Below are 16,942 nucleotides of genomic sequence, written 5' to 3'. Positions count from 1 at the left end.
AGAGTTCCAGAAAAATTTTCTGGAACTCTTTTGGCAAATAATGAATATACATATTATTTTCTCTTGACTTATAGTACACTTTAAATGATACACTATAAAAGTATCATTTAGTTACAAGGAGGGAAAAAAAATGGAAAAATCCAAAGTATATTTCACAGATTTCCGTGTCGGCTTAGGTACCAATCTTTTAAAAAAATTACAAAATATCTGTATCAAAGCTGATTTCAAAACAATGGACATGGATGGAAAATTCGTTGCTATTAAAATGCATTTCGGTGAATTAGGAAATTTATCTTATCTTCGTCCTAATTATGCAAGGGCTGTCGCTGATTTAGTAAAAGAACAAGGCGGTATCCCTTTCCTTACAGATTGCAATACTCTTTATCCAGGCAGTCGCAAACATGCGTTGGAACATATGGATTGTGCCAATTTAAATGGTTTCAACCCGATAACAACAGGCTGTCAGATCATCATTGGCGATGGATTGCGCGGTACCGATGATGTTGATGTGCCGGTTAAAAACGGGGAGTACATAAAAGAAGCACATATCGGCCGCGCTATTATGGATGCCGATATATTTATCAGTCTGACCCACTTCAAAGGTCACGAAATGACCGGCTTTGGCGGTGCTATAAAAAACATCGGCATGGGATGCGGCAGCCGGGCAGGTAAAATGGATCAGCATTCATCGGGAAAACCCACGGTAAAAGAAAAACGGTGCCGCGGATGTAGGCGCTGCGCTAAAGAATGTGGTTCTAACGCTATCACATATGAAAACAATAAAGCCTATATTCATGAAGATTTGTGCAAAGGCTGCGGACGCTGCATCGGTGCCTGCTCTTTTGATGCTATCACCGTGATTCAGCGAGATGCTTCCGATCAATTGGATCGTAAAATGGCTGAATATGCTATGGCTGTTTGTCAAGATCGTCCCACATTTCATATCAGTCTGGCCATGGATATTTCGCCAAATTGTGACTGTCATGCCGAAAATGATGCCCCTATCCTGCCGAATATCGGAATGTTTGCCTCTTTTGATCCTGTCGCTATTGATCAAGCTTGCGTAGATGCCTGTCAAAAACAAATTCCTTTATCCAACAGCCAACTCGGAGACAATCTTGCTGATCCTAACTGGCATCATCATCACGACCATTTTCTCGACAGCAACCCCAACGTGCATTGGAAAGAAACATTGGAACATGCTGAAAAAATTGGATTAGGCACGCGTGATTATGAATTAATTACTATAAAATAATTCTTTCATTCTCTTATTTAAGTTTTTATTTTTTTCAAACCGGTGGAGCTGCAAAAAAGCTCGCCGGTATTTTATTTTTTAACATAAATATCTTAAAGTTATGAATTTTTTACATACAAAATATTTACTTTTATTCTCAAAAACATCATTTTTCCACATTCCTTCTATATTTCTAAATAACAGCAAAATTTTGCTTATTTACATTTGTCAATTTACGTTTACAAGGCGCAGAAAAAATTATATAATAAGTCGTAACTAAACGTTAGGTGGGTAATCATGAAAAATACATTAGGAACACATTTAATAATTGATTTTTACAATTGCAAGACAACATTTCAAGAACCTGAAGAGCTCGAACCTTTAGTAGAACGGGCTTTTGAGTTAGCAGAGGCGCCGCTGGATGGTATTAATTTTTATCATGTTGATGATGAACTCACCTGTATAGCCGTATCAGAAAATTCACATATCTGCATCCATTTTTATCCACAGCTTTTATACGCTGCCGTGGATATATACAGTTTTAACATTAATCTCAAGGCCAGTTCTATTATGAGTGCCTTAAAAGTCAATCTCCATTCGGACCGTATCAAAGCTACCAGTGTACGCCGCGGTGATTTTGGCTCTATCCGCGACATGCGGCCAAAACATAAGTCGAAAATTACAACTATTCGCCGGGTAAAAAACACAGGTGCAAAAATAAAGCGAACAAGCAGTAAAATGTTTACCATTATTCGTCATCCTAAACGGTCTACACGGGCACGCCGTATGAAAAGTTCCCAGAAGGACACTATCCAATAAGCTATTATAATATTGAAAGGTTTGTTTCTATGTTTATGTTATCATTAATGCAGTCTGCCGAAGTCGGATCTAAAGAACGGGAATCTCTTGATACTGTTACCGCACAATTTCTTCGCTTGCTGCAATACAAAAATCAACGCCTTTATCTCCATTCGCTGCAAGTTGCTAACTATAGCGTCAGTATTGCCGCTAAACTGGGACTGCCCAACAATGAAATAGAAACAATTCAGCACGCCGCGCTGCTTCATGATATTGGTTTGTTATCTATATCCAATACCTTACTGGCCAAGCTTCCCTATTTAAATACCAGGGAAAGAGCACAATACAAGCGTCATTCCGCAGCCGGCAGCAATATGTTAGAAAACATCCCTTTCTGCCAAGATATCATTCCTTACATTCATTATCATCATGAACGCTGGGATGGTTCAGGATATCCAAAACATCTGCGGGCATCAAATATTCCTTTTGGAGCACGTATTATTGCCGTTGCCGATTATTATGACATTATCATAAATCCTTCTACCGAATTCTGGGCCAAGACAAAACAGCAGGCCGTTCGAGAATTATTCAGCGCATCGGGCATCCTTTTCGATCCTGAAATCGTAAAAGCATTTATTGAAACGCTGGGCTGACTACAAAGCGCCGCTGGAAATGACCAAACCGGTCACCGATGCGGCGCCTTTTTGTTTTAATATATATGCACATTCTTGAAGAGTGGCTCCCGTTGTATAAATATCATCCAACCCTACCACGTAATTGATACAATGCAACGATGGTCTGGATTTTGAACACCCCCGTGTGCAAAATAGCTAATATAATTTTAATTTTCTAACTTTCTCCTCTCCAAAACACTTATAAACCCACACTCTATCGGCACTCTGAGTTTCGTCAAATCGTAGGGACAAATTCTATTTAGCAGGACAACCATTGCTACTTTTTACCTGAATTCAATCCAAATTCCCACTAAAAACACAATTTTTCTCCAAATGCAAAAAACCTTGAAAACAGCTTAAATGTCAGCGTTTTCAAGGCTTTCGTCATATCTATTACCGTACCAACGATGGTGACTTGGATGTTTTGGTGAGAACAGAGTGGGATAAAATGTTACCGTGTTCAAAGTTGAAATTCTAGTGTGCCATAGTCGTTATTATTGACCCATAGCAGTTTTGACAGACTCATAATCCCAATAATGCTTGCCATCTTTCATTTTTTGCATCACAGTATGCGTACCATAATTCTTAATAGCGTCTGGGCATTTTCTCTTGTCAACAGTTGCGGCATTATAAAGAACAACAAGTTTAATGTCATTGCGATCCCTAACTGCCTTTTTACATTCGTATTCAAGGAAACTGTCATTGCTAATGGTGTGGCCCTTTTTACACTTGCCATTGTCGTAATGTTCGCAATATGTACATTCGCCAGCCTTACGGCTCCTTGTGCCGTTCCCAACGATTAGAACGAATGTCTTGGAAGCATCCATCCTTGCCGCAAGAGACTCCTTAATACTACAATTGAGGCTAGAATCCCGTGCTTGAGTTAGATCGTGTGCGTCTGTAAAAGACAAGCTCCATTTATTGCTATCATTCCATGTGTGCATCTGATCGATAGCGTTTTTGTCGCCATCCCAGTCTGCCGCGATATAAGTTCTTGTTCTATTAGCCATAATTCTTCTCCCTTCAATTCATATAGATTGTTCTAATAATGTTTGATGCCACATCAAGTATGAGAAGTATCTCATGTCTCAAGATCTTTCAGTTTTTGCAGGTTTATCTTTTCACTCTTTTTCTCCCAGACAACAATCTTGACCTTGGACGGATATGTAAATTTGATTCTGCTTAATTTGAATGTCCAGATGATAAGCTCTAGCAACTCTTGGTCGGATACGTTTTCGTAATCCCTAAAACGGGTAATCCCAGAGCCTAATACTGGTAGTGCTAGAATTCTTCCAGCATATACTCTGTCTACCTCATTCCAAAATGTAAGCAGGCAGCTAATGTAGTCAGATATCTCAAGGAAAGCCTTGTTGTTCACATCAAAGCGCGATAGTGCAATCAGCAGATATTCTTCTGCCATGCAGACGGCTCCAAGCTTGTACTTAGTTTTTTTGCCCGCCGGTCGCGTAGAGTTTTCGCCTGCGATCATCACTGGCAAATGTTCATCTGAAGCAATGATGCCGTCTAGGATATCCACCCGGCCACTGTAAAACTTTTCGATAAACTGTCCGTGCAAAGAGGTCTTTGAAATGACTTTATTGTCTACCTGTGTATCAAAATACTCGTTAAAAGAGATAGCTTTGAGTTCTGCCGTATCCTCAAAGATGTCGCCAAAATACACCTCGACTTCAGAAGTATTTATCTTAAGCTGAATGCTCCGTCGTACATTTACGTAATATAAGATTCCGATGTAAACGAGGACGATCGCACCAAAAGCCACCACACCCGCGACTAGCTTGTTCTTATCATCTATGCCGACAAACAGAAATACAATCGATGTGATTACGCTTATCGCGCTAAGAAAAGCGTAGAATTTGTTTAGCACTCTCTTATCAAAGGGCGATACTTTCATTCAACAAGCCCCCAGTCAACATATGATTGGCGGTTGTAATAGTTCTTTCCATTAGACAGATGCTCGCCATTTACATAAAAGCGAGAAATAGCATTTATGATGGGATTTTTAGCAAAAGCAATATGAATCGCTTCCACATCTTTATTATTAATACGGTCCGAAAGTGCCTTTGGCCACATGCCACTGAGCGCATCTACATTACAGATTGCCGAGTATCCAGGGTATGCGATAATAAGAGGGATCTCGTATGTATCGATAGCTTGCTCGATTTCATAGGAAAGGACACTGCCTGTTTTGCGGGTATCCGTCGTGAGAATGACAAGCATATTCTTGGAACCACGAAACCTTTCTTGAATGCGAGAATAGAGTGTTGCCCGTAAGCTTGTGTCGCGCACGGCAGCTGTCTTTTCGTGGCTGTTAGTTAATTTAAATTCAATATTGTCGTTTCCATTCCATGCTTGGAGAGTTGCATAGTATCTGAAGTCTGATTTCGTGGGGTCGGTTTGACCTAATCCATCAAATGCAACATAGGTTCCTGTTCGATTTGGCATAACATGTTCGCTCCTTACCCACAGCTGTGCTGCGTTTATTTTTCAACCTCTCGAACCCCTTCTTGATACCTGTGCCATCAGTTCTCGGCGTTTGTTTAAGACAATTAAAGGGGGCCGCATTTTCCCAACCAGTACATTTCGTAAATGGCAGGTTTGCCCGCCGATAAAACTTTTTCCAGTTGATTTTTCATATACTCCGCCGTCTGGTATCCAGTATATCTATAGTAAACAATCTTCGACAGATTGTACCCATATTTTAGTTATTTTTTATCGGGTAAAGAATACTATCCTTAAATACTCCATCTCCCCAAATTTCTCTTTCAGATAATGATGTTTCAATTAATTCAATCAATTGATTATTGATTATTACCATTGCACAGCGGTAACCAAAAAATGGTTGGTAAAGAGGCATAACAATTTCTTTATCTTGTAATACAGATATAATATCGCTGACTTTAAAAGCAACGTGAGTTTCTGTCTGAACTCGACTATCTAATGGAGAATGTTTTCCAAATGCATGTAATTCAATTGGAATAGATAAGTCATTTTGCATATCTAATGAATACATATCGAATAAAGGACTATATTTAGTATCTTTATTATCTTTTATACTTTCTAACGAAACAGGCTTTCCTATATGATGAAATGTTATTTTAATTTTTTTTGTCATATAAGCGCTCTCCTATATAATATTTTGACAACACAAAACATTTTTCAGCTATTATATCCAACTCACACACTCATGAACCCATTATCCAATTCACTGTCTAAACTATCAAAAAACAGCTTTCGTCGATATGTTCCCATGGAATGATAGAACTCCGATTTTAAATTTCTCATTTTTAATATCAAAAATTTATTTTAATTTCGTTTTATGTTTTCTTTTCCCACCCCTACCATGTAATTAATATAATACAACAATAATCCGGATTTTGCACGCCCCCGTGTGCAAAATAGGGTACATGCCATTTTCTATTGTACTTTATGTGCATAAATATAACGAAATACTTATTTAAATTTTTTACTTAATGCGTGAGTCAATACTGCCAAGTTCTCAATTATATTAACACGATGCGTATATGAAATTCCACTAAACGCCTCAATTTCTGCTAATTTTAATTTTTCAAGAATAGGTATTGCAAAACAATTTCCCTTTTCAGTAAATGTAATAATCTTATTTCTACGATCTTCAGCCTTTATTTCTTTTTCGATATATCCTTGTTTCTCCAATTTGGACAATATTTGAGAAACTGTTTGTTTGGGTAAAAACAATTTATTGCATATTTGATTTTGTGTGCAGTATGGTACTGAATTTTTTATTACGTATAAAACGAATAACATAGTATCGTCTATGCTATGTCTTTTCGCCCAGTCATGATATATACTATTCATTTTAAACCATGAATCATAGTAGCTATCTATCTGTTCAATAATTTTCTCTTTATTATCCATATTTTATTCGACCTCACTTTACATCTTAATACATCAATACCCCATTCGGCTCAAATTTACTCCTATAACGCCTACCACTATGAAAAATATAGATACTACTTTAAGTACGGTAACTGCCTCATGAAAAAATACAATTCCGATTATTGCTATTACTGTAATTCCGGTTGCTCCCCATATAGCATATGCCACACCCATATCTATCTTTTTCAATGCCAAAGAGAAAAAATAAAAGCACATAATGTATCCTGAAAATGTTCCTATAGTGGGTAATAATTTGGTAAAACCATCCGATATTTTCATCAGAGTCGTTGCTATAATTTCTAAAATAACTGCAGAAAACAAAAAAATCCATTCCATAATAATGTCCTTTCTACACTAATATTAGTCCGTTATAGGACTAATATTAGTGTAGACTACTATCGTTTTTTTGTCAAGAGATTAGTACTTTACTGTTAAAATATTACCATAAGATAAGTAACTTTCAAGAAAATCTATAAAGCCATTTTGCCATTACAGCATCTTTTACAAGCGTATTTCCGTTCCATCCTTAAATATCACTCGAATATCATTTTTACTGTAAACCGTAATGTAATCGACCAGGCTGCACCACAGCCGTTTATCAAATTCTTCTATCAGGTTCTGGCCCTTAAGATTATCAATGAAGATTCCCAATTGCTCATTTCGCGACCGATTGTCTTTTATTCTTGCAGTAACCGTTTCGTATTGTTCCTTTGTCCGGTCATATCGGCTGACGAGACTGTTGTAGCGTTCCTGATATTCCATCTGGTCTTGGGAAACCCGTGCATTTTCAGCAATACAATTTTCTGTCATATCTGTAAGTGTTATCAGGTCCTGATTCAGCCGATCCTGCTCGCTTTCAAGATTTGCCGTATCACACAGTTGTTCCCGTATTAGTTGTATATTGGAAATGATTTCATTCTTATTCCCCATCAATTTATTCACGGCTTTAACAAAAACAGCTTTGATATCTTCTTCGGTAAGGTGCGGCGTTTTGCAATGATGCTTGAATTTATCATTGCAGCGGTAGATAGTCCTGCGGTATTTATCGTTGGAATGCCAAACTTTGGCTCCATACCAGCTGCCGCAGTCACCACATTTTATCTTCGACGAAAAAATACTGACCCCGCTGTGCCGCTTGCCGCCACGCCCACGTCTCTTTATTCCTTCCTGCACTAAGTCAAATACCTGCGGACTGATGATGGCTTCATGATCATTTTCCACATAGTACTGTGGCACCTCGCCCTGATTTGCCTTTGTTTTCTTGGTCAGAAAATCTACTGTATAGCGTTTTTGGAGAAGCGCATCGCCTTTATACTTCTCATTCGTAAGAATACTTCTGACAGTGCTTGGACTCCATACGTTACATCCTGCCGGAGTTTTAATACCCTGCCCCGTCAAATCACTAGCAATGGAGTGAAAGGTATATCCGCTAAGATACAGCCTGTAAATCAGTTTCACGGTCTTTGCCTGTTCCCTGTTTACGACCAGATTGCCATCCGGCCCTTTGTCATACCCAAGGAACTGCTTGAACGGTACGCTGACCTTACCGTCGGCAAAACGTTTCCGCTGTCCCCATGTCGTGTTCTCGGAAATGCTCCGGCTTTCTTCCTGGGCAAGCGAGGACATGATGGTAATGAGCAGTTCGCCCTTGGCATCAAGCGTCCAGATATTTTCCTTCTCGAAATAAACCTCAATCCCCTTATCCTTAAGTTTTCGCACAGTTGTCAGGCTATCCACCGTATTTCTGGCAAACCGGCTGACGGATTTTGTGATAATAAGGTCAATCTTATTATCCAGCGCATCCTTTACCATCGTATTGAATCCGTCACGGTGCCGGGTATTGGTTGCCGAGATTCCTTCATCCGTGTATATGCCAACAAACTCCCAGTCATTCCGGCCCTTGATATACGAGGTGTAATAATCAACCTGTGCTTCATAGCTCGTCACCTGATCTTCATGGTCTGTCGATACACGGGCATACCCCGCCACTCTCCGTCTCCGGTGGCTATTGATAGGTTCTGCCGTGTAGCGGCTGATGACTGCCGGAATGGTATGTACTCTTCGCGCTTCCACTATCGTTTCCACTTCCCCTTATGTGTTCAGCAATTTTCCGTTTTAACCGGTGGCCAGCGGCAGCTTTTTCTCCTGCCATCGGTAAAACAAAAAGTCAGTTCATCAGCTTTTCCAGTTTCAATATGATCTATCTGTTTTTGGAATGCAGCATCATCAAATACTGACAGGCCGAGCACCTTTGCTGCAATCTGCTTCAATGGTTCTTCCCGTATACCCGGAACCTTGCAGGATTTCCCTGAGAGCTTGCATCGCCAATAAGCGATGCTTCCGTTTTTCCGTTTATCCAGACAGCGTTTAAAGCAGACATGGCATCGTACACACAAAATGCGATCCGTAAAAGTAGAATATCGTTCTGATTTACCACTCATCCGGTACTGCTTCGTCCAAACCCGCTGTCTGTCCTTGAGTTTTTCCGTCCAGCGATCCTTGTTTGCAGTCGATTCCCAGTGCCTGATAATTTTCTGACCATCTTTCATGTTAAATACCAAGACATGATATTCCGGCACAGTGATGGTATCAACTTTTTCAAGAAATACATTTTTATCAAAATTCTGCAGGCCAAGGACAGCCGCGCACTCCCGTTCCAGCACGATTTGTGGGATAGCCCCTTTTGCACCACAGTTTTTTCCTTTATATTTATGGGATGTACATCCCCAGTACCCGATATGCCGCCCTTTATATTTTCGCTTGCTACTGACGTAACTTTTCCCACAAATGCCGCATTTTATTTTTCCTGTAAAACACGTCGTATGTAGTGATTTGTTAGCAAATGGCCCTAATTTACACCGGCGCGCCATTTCTTTCTGTACATAATCGAACGTTTTCTTATCAATAATAGCTTCATGAGAATTTTCAACAAAATACTTTGTCCTCTCGCCACGGTTTTTCCGTTCTTTTTTGGTAATAGGATCTTCTATATATGTTTTCTGGAGCAGAAGATTGCCGGTATAGGTAATATTGGTAAGTACCTGCTTGATGCTGGGATCACCCCAGTTATTACCATGCCTGGTTTTGATGCCCTTCGCCGCAAGCTCTCGTCTTGTCTCAACCCGTGATTTCCCGTCAAGAAAATTTTGGTATATTCGCTTTACAACAGCTGCTTCCTCAGGAACAATTACGAGTTTATCCCCTTCCCATCGATAGCCATAGATGAAGAACTTCGCAGACGGCATGCCCTGTTGAAACCGTTTCTTCACCCGCCATTTGATATTCTCGCTAATGGACCGGCTTTCTTCCTGGGCAAAGGATGCAAGGATGGTCAGCATCAGCTCACCTTCGCCGCTCAGGGTATGGATGTTTTCCTTTTCAAACCATACTTCGACGCCGATATCCTTTAAATGTCGTACCGTGTTCAAAAGGTCAACCGTATTTCTGGCAAACCGCTGGATAGCTTTTGTAAGGATAATATCGATTTTCCCTGCTTCTGCAACAGCGATCATTTTGTTGAATGCATCTCGCTTCGCCATTCCCGTACCGGAAATGCCATAGTCCGCATAGACACCGGCATATTCCCATTCAGGATTTTTCTGGATAAAGCTGCTGTAATAGCTGACCTGTGCCGAAAGTGAATGCTGCATCCGTTCCGATTCCACGGAAACACGGGCATAGGCTGCTACTTTCTTCCGTTTTTTGAACGGTGATATCGGATGCTCGATTTTTAGGATTGTCTTTCGCATAGAATTCACTCCTTTCCAACACTATATATCACTCTGTTTGATACAATTATCAAGTGTATAACGAGCTGGAAAAAGGCTGATATTTTTCGATCATCTGGCGCTCTGCTATATGATATTCACTCTCCGTGATAAGTTTTTCATCACGCATCAACTGCATCAGATGCAATGTCATCAGGAACACCGCTTCATTTTGAAAGGTTTTCTTATCCATGGCGACCACCGCCGAAACGGTACGCAATATAACAGGCATGGCAGCAAAATTTCCGTTGACTATTTCCGTAAGCTTTAAATACCTTGCCGCAGTTCGGACAGGTAAAGGTATAGACTGCCTTTCGCTTCACCAAGTCAAGATGCCCGTTCCACCACTTGTTTCTGCAACTATCCGAGCAAAAGCGTTTCTGCTTTCGTCCCGGGGCCTGTTCTATCTGCTTGCCGCAGCATTCACACACCGATTTTCCACCAATAGAAACTATCAAGTTGCTCCGTCGGCAGAATGACTTGACTGTATTCATTGAAACACCTGTTTGCTGTGCTATTTTCCCGTATCCCAGACCGTCTCGGCGTAAAACGATAATCTGCCTTTTCTCATCGTCCGTCATATTGGACACCTCCTAATCGTTACGAGGTAATTGCCTCTATAAGTAAAAGGACAGATAGATATCAATTAAGAACCCAAGACATAAAAAAAGGACCTGCCAGAGTGATGAGACTCCAGCAGATCCAAGGTATATATTTTTATTTTCGCAGCTGCTTCAATGCTTCCTGCAGCCGGTCTGGTATGGGAAGTCCCATCCGTGCGGCATTTTCCACAATGGAAAGTCCCTCGTTGGACAGGTAGAACAAGATGGTGGCGGTCCGTAATGCGCTGCCGGAGCCGAGCATCGTCGCATCCAACGTATGAGCGACACCGACGAGTACAAAAAGAAGCACCTTCCGGCAGATGCCTATAAAGCCGATCTCACTGGATAGCTGCCGTTCCCTGCAGGCGCATAGCACACCGGTAATATAGTCCAGGCAGACAAACGTCAGCAGGGCATAGAACAGATTGTCGAAGCCGCCGATGAACCATCCCAACCAGGCACCGACTGCCGCGCACCCGATTCGTATTTCATTCCATGTCATTAATCATCACCCCGCCAATGTAGCCTTGATTTCAAGATACTGGTCCCCGTATTTTACATTATCGATAAACTGGATGTTGTACTTCTGACCGCGGAACTTGATGAACCATGTTTCCGTGATGTCCGATCGGTACCGGATGACAAACGACACATCCTTTTCCAGATGCACGGCGGCAGCGAAGAAATACTCCCCACCGTGGATATTGGTCACCTTGGCCCAGGTACTGCCCTTGCTGACCAGGGTAGTGTCGTAACCACCCTGGCCATCAGAGACGTTCTCCTCCACTACAAACTCAATCCGCTGCTTCATTTCCCCGATATCCATTAGAACACCTCATCCCGGTAGGAGAACAGCATGGCCCGCATGAGCTTGATCATGGCATCGAAGTCCGCTGTATCCCGATTTTCATACAGATAAGCCACACCATACAGAATGGCCGTCTTGATGTCCTCCGGCAATGTAGAGTAGTCGCTTAACGGATGGCGCAGTACATTTTCCACCGTCGTCGTGGAGGACTGAATCAAATTGTCGATCAAAGCATCCTCCACATCATTATCAATACGGAGATATAATTTAGCTTCGTCCCGTGTTACTGCCATGCTGCCACCTTCCTTCCGTTATTTGCTGGCCTGTTTGAGCGTCTTGATGGCCTCCGGCAATACAATCTTGGCATCGACACGCTGGGAGCCGAGAAAACCGACCTGACCGGTAACCGCGTATAATTCATTCAAACGCTTAAAGGTGCGGCCCTGCCGGTCGGCAATCCAGTAGTAGGAAAAGTCACCGAACAGCACCGTCTTGGCGTCGGCTGCCATCTGCGGCATATACCGGCTGGTGACAACCGGGCAGTTCAGAATCTTATCCGGCACATCGGCACTGACGGAAGGCTGCCAGATGTACTGGCCCTGCGTATCCTTCAATTTCCGGATAGCCTTGACGGTGTTTTCATGCAGCAACAATGTAGCTGATTTGCGGTACGGTTCACGGAGCGAATAGTACAACTCGATCAAATCGTCGAAGGTAATGGCCGTAGCGGATGCAGCAGTCGAGCCATCCGAAGCACCGGCGGCATCGACAAGGATGCCGGACGGACGATCCGTTCCGGTGCCGGTGAGAAAGGCTTCTTCCTCGGCATTGCCCAGCCTGCGGGCAAACTCCTGTGCCATATATCCTTCCAGGTCGAAGGCGGAATCGTTCAACAGTTCTTCGGACACCTTGACGAGCGTACCCAGTTTATGCGCCCCGATGGACACCTGGCCGAAGGTGGTGTTGCTTTCCGTGTAGGCGGCTTCTTCATCCGTCCATGCTGCGGTTCCTTCGCTGGCAACGACCGGAATCTTATGGTCGCCGCTGGCAGTCTGGATCACATGGGACAGGGAGCGCAGCACATTTTCCTCAGCCAGCATCTGAATCAGCGTCCGTTCAAATTCGTCCGGTACGAGGTAGCCGCCCTGTGGATCAGCCCCTTCCTTTAAGGTGTTCCGGATTTCCGGACGGGACTTGCCGCGCATGCTGTCCCAAAAGGCGGGCGCATAGGCGTCGCTGAACCTGCCATGCTTAGTTGCATCCTGTTTTGCAGGCTGGTTAACGATAGCGGTCGAGGTCGGCTTGCGTAATTCAAGATCGATGGCAGCCTGCGTTTTCAGCCTGTCGATTTCCTTGCCCAGTGCCATGACATCGGCTTCCATCTTGTCATAGGTGGCAGCATCTTCGGTGGAAAGCGTGTCACCGGCTGCCTGCTTTTCATCCAGGAAGGCCTTGGCCTGTTCCCAGATAATAGCGCGTTTTTCCTGCAGTTCTAATAGTTTACTCATATTGGTACCTCCATTTAATGTGTTAAGAGCGACAGCCGCTGCTGCAGCGACGCTACGGATATACGGGATTCTGTTTTCATTCTTGATTTCTTGGCGATGGCCTTGTTCAATAATGCATTGGTGACCTGCCGCCGGGAAAAAGAGTAACTTCTCATACCGGCAGCATCATGCATCTGTTTACTATCGCTATCAGTCAAAATGCTGTCAGCAAAACCAAGCTCGATTGCTTTTCCTGCATTCATCCAGGTCTCGGCATCCATCAGATGGGATAGCTGGGTGCGGGAAAGGCCGGTCTTTAACTCATAGGCATTGATAATGGATTCCTTAACCTCGGACAGCATAGCGATGGCCCGTTCCATTTCATCAGTATCGCCCATAGCGATCGTGAACGGATTATGGATCATCATCAGTGCAGTCGGTGCCATATTGACGCTCGTACCTGCCATGGCAATCACGGAGGCAGCCGAAGCCGCAATCCCGTCGATATTGACATGGACCTGTCCGGCATAATCCATCAGCATGGCATAGATCTGGCTGGCCGCTACGCAGTCGCCGCCGGGCGAGTTCAGCCACAAGGTGACATTGCCCTGCCCGGATGCCAGCTCGTTTTTAAACAGCTTCGGCGTTATGTCGTCGTCAAACCAGCTTTCCTCGGCAATGGTACCGTCAATAGTAAGGATGCGCCCTGTATCGTCATCAGTATTCCAGTTCCAGAATTTCTTCATGGTGTTTTTCTCTCGCTTTCGGTATAAAATTTTCCTGCCTGGTCCAGCGGCAGCATATTGCCGTTGACTAGATACGTATCGCCGCCCTGCTCGGAAGGGATGCGGTTCATATCCTCAAGCTCCCGGATGTCGTTGGCGGAGAGCCAGCCGTTCTGCCTGCCGATGGCATAGCCGTTCATGCGGCTCTGGTAATCACCGCGCAGCAGGCCGTCCACATTAAACTTCGTAAAGACCTGCGAGCGCTCCGACGGCAGCACCAACTGCTGATTCATGGCCTGTTCCCAGCGGACGCACCAGGGATTCAAGGTGTATTTGACAAATTCCAGCGACTGCTGTTCGATATTGGAGAAGGTGGATTTCTCCAGATCCCCGACCATATGCGGCGGCACCCGGAAGATACGGGCGATTTCGTCGATCTGAAATTTCCGCGTTTCAAGGAACTGCGCCTGATCCGGCGGGATGGATAACTGTTGGAAGGTCATGCCTTCCTCCAACACGGCCACATTATGCCGGTTTGTACCGGAAAATTGGGCATGCCAGCTTTCCCGCAGCTTGACCGGATCCTTCACGATGCCCGGATGCTCTAAGATGCCGCCCGGTGTAGCGCCGTTGGCAAAGAATAACGCGCCGTACTGCTCGGCTGCCAGCGACATGCCGATGGCATTCTTGGCCATGGCGATCGGACTGTAACCGATAAGTCCGTCAAACCCAAGTCCCGGAACATGCAGCACCTCGTCCTGCGACAGGACAATCTGCTGACAACGGTTATTTGCACCGAATTCATCCGAGTCCTTGGAGTAGGTGTAGATAAGCTGACCGTTCGCGGCCCGGCTGACATCCATCTTGTTGGGCAGCAGCGGGTACAGTGCAATCGTCTGCCCGGTGCCGTTCCGGATGATCTGTGCATAGGCATTGCCCCATAAGAGAAGATGGCTCATGAGGGTTTCCCGAAATATGAAGCTCGTCATCTCCGGATTGGGTGCATCATGGAGCAACCTATATAGAGGATGATTGATGGCTTTTTCCTTGCCGCCATCCGGTGTATAGCGGTACATATTGAGCGGCAGTCCGGCAATGGCCTCGGACAGCACCCGGACACAGGCATAAACTGCCGTTGTCTGCATAGCGGTCCGTTCCGTCACCACATTTCCGGAGGAGGTCGGGCCGAACAGGAACGTAAACGCCGTAGACAGGTAGTTTTTCGGCTTGTCACGTGATTTTTTGCCCCATATACGTTGGAATATACTCATAAAATCAATAACCCCCTTTGGTCATATACGCTTTCACTGTTGTCATTGCCGCAGCGGATGGCACGATCGAGTGCCATAACCGTAGCTACGACACCGTCGATCTTTTCGGTGGATTTCTCCTTGTCCGGCTTGATATTGCCAGCCGGATCGGATTTGATGAAGATATTGTCCATCATCCAGCGCAGTACCGGATGGCCGCCGTGGGCGATCTTCTTTTCCAGCGTCAGCTTCATCAGTTCCTTGGTGGGAGGACTCATATCTTTGAACCCCTGCCCGAACGGGACGACGGTAAATCCCATACCCTCGAGGTTTTGCACCATCTGCACCGCGCCCCAGCGGTCAAAGGCGATCTCGCGGATGTTGTACTGTTCGCCCATGGTTTCGATGAACTTTTCGATGTAGCCGTAATGGACGACGTTTCCTTCCGTCGTGTGCAGGAATCCCTGCTTCTGCCATACGTCATAAGGAACATGATCTCGCCGGACACGCAGCGACACGTTTTCTTCCGGTATCCAGAAGTAGGGCAGCACGACATAGTTGTCTGCTTCATCCTGCGGCGGAAACACCAGTACGAAGGCTGTAATATCCGTGGTGGAGGATAAGTCCAGTCCGCCGTAGCAGACGCGTCCTTTTAATTCATCCGGCTGTACAGGAAACGCGCAGGCATCCCATTTTTCCATCGGCATCCAGCGGATCGCCTGCTTGACCCATTGGTTCAGGCGAAGCTGCCGGAAGGCATTCTCCTCGGCAGGATTCTGTCTGGCAGACTCACAGGCTGCCTTGACCTTATCCATGCCGACCGTAATCCCAAGCGATGGATTGGCTTTCTTCCAGACCTTCACATCCGTCCAGTCATCGGTGTCCTTGGCACCGTATATCACCGGATAGAAGGTGGCATCTATCTTCCGGCCTGCGATAATATCCAGTGCTTTCTGGTGGGTTTCATAGCAGATGGAGTGGGTGTCCGTTCCGGCTGTCGTAATCAGGAAATACAACGGCTGCGTCCGGGCATCGCCGGAGCCTTTGGTCATGACATCAAACAGCTTCCGGTTCGGCTGCGTGTGCAGCTCATCGAAGATTACGCCGCTTACGTTAAAGCCATGCTTGCTATAGGCATCGGCGGATAACACCTGATAAAAGCTGTGCGTGGGAAGGTAGATGATCCGCTTCTGCGAAGCCAGGAGTTTTACCCGCTTTGATAAGGCCGGACACATCCGCACCATATCTGCCGCTACTTCAAAGACAATGGATGCCTGCTGACGGTCGGCGGCACAGCCATACACTTCGGCACGTTGTTCCCCGTCGCCGCAGCACAAAAGGAGTGCTACCGCTGCCGCCAGTTCTGACTTGCCCTGCTTTTTAGGAATCTCGATGTAGGCGGTATTGAACTGCCGATAGCCGTTCGGCTTTAAGATGCCAAACACATCACGGATAATCTGTTCCTGCCAGTCGATCAACTCAAACGGCTTCCCTGCCCAGGTGCCCTTGGTGTGGCAGAGACATTCGATAAAGGAAACGGCATAATCCGCCATGGTCTTGTTGTATTTGGAATCCTTAGCCTTGAATTTCGTGGATCGATAGCGTTTCAGCGTTCGCAAACAGCGTCACCTCCTTGGCAGCAACAAAAAAGACCGCCGAAG

20 protein-coding genes are annotated in these 16,942 nt (G+C 44.7%); 3 read left to right on the top strand and 17 right to left on the bottom strand.

Features of this window, described 5'->3' with window-relative positions; genetic code table 11:
• Positions 1-130: 130 nt before the first annotated feature.
• The 3 genes from NXG62_RS00575 (at position 131) to NXG62_RS00565 (ending at position 2,685) form a co-directional block, all read left to right on the top strand.
• Positions 131-1,255: a DUF362 domain-containing protein gene (locus NXG62_RS00575; RefSeq protein ID WP_322351621.1), complete on the top strand. Its 1,125-nt coding sequence runs from the start codon at positions 131-133 to the stop codon at positions 1,253-1,255.
• 276 nt (positions 1,256-1,531) lie between these two features.
• Entirely contained in the window at positions 1,532-2,053 is a 522-nt protein-coding gene (locus NXG62_RS00570; RefSeq protein WP_427113125.1) for an S-adenosylmethionine decarboxylase family protein, read from the top strand.
• Between the two features lie 29 nt (positions 2,054-2,082).
• Positions 2,083-2,685 carry an HD-GYP domain-containing protein gene (locus NXG62_RS00565; protein ID WP_091647201.1) on the top strand — a complete coding sequence of 201 codons (603 nt, stop codon included), beginning with the start codon at positions 2,083-2,085 and terminating at the stop codon, positions 2,683-2,685.
• A 515-nt stretch (positions 2,686-3,200) separates the two neighbouring features.
• Here the strand turns inward: NXG62_RS00565 and NXG62_RS00560 are convergent.
• The 17 genes from NXG62_RS00560 to NXG62_RS00480 all read right to left on the bottom strand — a co-directional run bounded on the left by NXG62_RS00560 (position 3,201) and on the right by NXG62_RS00480 (position 16,900).
• Positions 3,201-3,716: a TIR domain-containing protein gene (locus NXG62_RS00560; RefSeq protein WP_427113124.1), complete on the bottom strand. Its 516-nt coding sequence runs from the start codon at positions 3,714-3,716 to the stop codon at positions 3,201-3,203.
• A 71-nt stretch (positions 3,717-3,787) separates the two neighbouring features.
• Positions 3,788-4,618: a macro domain-containing protein gene (locus NXG62_RS00555; protein WP_427113123.1), complete on the bottom strand. Its 831-nt coding sequence runs from the start codon at positions 4,616-4,618 to the stop codon at positions 3,788-3,790.
• Entirely contained in the window at positions 4,615-5,169 is a 555-nt protein-coding gene (locus NXG62_RS00550; protein WP_427113122.1) for a TIR domain-containing protein, read from the bottom strand. Before NXG62_RS00550 ends, NXG62_RS00555 begins: the two co-directional genes overlap by 4 nt.
• Before the next feature lie 256 nt (positions 5,170-5,425).
• Positions 5,426-5,839: a hypothetical protein gene (locus tag NXG62_RS00545; RefSeq protein ID WP_427113121.1), complete on the bottom strand. Its 414-nt coding sequence runs from the start codon at positions 5,837-5,839 to the stop codon at positions 5,426-5,428.
• 338 nt (positions 5,840-6,177) lie between these two features.
• Positions 6,178-6,621: a MarR family winged helix-turn-helix transcriptional regulator gene (locus NXG62_RS00540; protein WP_427113120.1), complete on the bottom strand. Its 444-nt coding sequence runs from the start codon at positions 6,619-6,621 to the stop codon at positions 6,178-6,180.
• A gap of 33 nt (positions 6,622-6,654) precedes the next feature.
• Positions 6,655-6,978: a DMT family transporter gene (locus NXG62_RS00535; protein ID WP_427113119.1), complete on the bottom strand. Its 324-nt coding sequence runs from the start codon at positions 6,976-6,978 to the stop codon at positions 6,655-6,657.
• A 165-nt stretch (positions 6,979-7,143) separates the two neighbouring features.
• A complete protein-coding gene (locus NXG62_RS00530; RefSeq protein WP_427113118.1) occupies positions 7,144-8,715 on the bottom strand; it encodes a recombinase family protein in 1,572 nt (523 codons plus the stop codon).
• 26 nt (positions 8,716-8,741) lie between these two features.
• The gene (locus NXG62_RS00525) at positions 8,742-10,391 is read right to left on the bottom strand and encodes a recombinase family protein (RefSeq protein WP_427113117.1); all 1,650 of its coding nucleotides are present in this window, start codon (positions 10,389-10,391) and stop codon (positions 8,742-8,744) included.
• 49 nt (positions 10,392-10,440) lie between these two features.
• Positions 10,441-10,602 (bottom strand): SHOCT domain-containing protein, encoded by a 162-nt coding sequence (locus NXG62_RS00520; RefSeq protein ID WP_427113116.1) that lies wholly within the window; start codon positions 10,600-10,602, stop codon positions 10,441-10,443.
• Positions 10,595-10,990 carry a hypothetical protein gene (locus tag NXG62_RS00515; protein WP_427113115.1) on the bottom strand — a complete coding sequence of 132 codons (396 nt, stop codon included), beginning with the start codon at positions 10,988-10,990 and terminating at the stop codon, positions 10,595-10,597. The genes NXG62_RS00520 and NXG62_RS00515 overlap by 8 nt, the downstream gene beginning before the upstream one ends.
• 136 nt (positions 10,991-11,126) lie before the next feature.
• Positions 11,127-11,513, bottom strand: a complete 387-nt coding sequence (locus NXG62_RS00510) for a phage holin family protein (protein WP_427113114.1) — start codon at positions 11,511-11,513, stop codon at positions 11,127-11,129.
• 6 nt (positions 11,514-11,519) lie between these two features.
• Positions 11,520-11,837, bottom strand: coding sequence for a phage head closure protein (locus tag NXG62_RS00505; protein WP_427113113.1), 318 nt, complete (start codon positions 11,835-11,837; stop codon positions 11,520-11,522).
• Positions 11,837-12,112, bottom strand: a complete 276-nt coding sequence (locus NXG62_RS00500; RefSeq protein ID WP_427113112.1) for a head-tail connector protein — start codon at positions 12,110-12,112, stop codon at positions 11,837-11,839. The genes NXG62_RS00505 and NXG62_RS00500 overlap by 1 nt, the downstream gene beginning before the upstream one ends.
• 18 nt (positions 12,113-12,130) lie before the next feature.
• The gene (locus NXG62_RS00495; RefSeq protein WP_427113111.1) at positions 12,131-13,327 is read right to left on the bottom strand and encodes a phage major capsid protein; all 1,197 of its coding nucleotides are present in this window, start codon (positions 13,325-13,327) and stop codon (positions 12,131-12,133) included.
• Positions 13,328-13,341: 14 nt separating this feature from the next.
• A complete protein-coding gene (locus NXG62_RS00490; protein ID WP_427113110.1) occupies positions 13,342-14,052 on the bottom strand; it encodes a head maturation protease, ClpP-related in 711 nt (236 codons plus the stop codon).
• Complete coding sequence (locus NXG62_RS00485) at positions 14,049-15,302, bottom strand: phage portal protein (protein WP_427113109.1); 1,254 nt, start codon at positions 15,300-15,302, stop codon at positions 14,049-14,051. The genes NXG62_RS00490 and NXG62_RS00485 overlap by 4 nt, the downstream gene beginning before the upstream one ends.
• On the bottom strand, positions 15,299-16,900 hold the full coding sequence (locus NXG62_RS00480; protein WP_427113108.1) for a terminase large subunit: 1,602 nt from the start codon (positions 16,898-16,900) through the stop codon (positions 15,299-15,301). The genes NXG62_RS00485 and NXG62_RS00480 overlap by 4 nt, the downstream gene beginning before the upstream one ends.
• Positions 16,901-16,942 lie beyond the last annotated feature (42 nt).

This window comes from Megasphaera sueciensis, from assembly GCF_050219315.1.
GTDB classification, from domain to species: domain Bacteria; phylum Bacillota; class Negativicutes; order Veillonellales; family Megasphaeraceae; genus Megasphaera_A; species Megasphaera_A sueciensis.
This window is presented reverse-complemented; position numbering and strand designations above follow the sequence as displayed.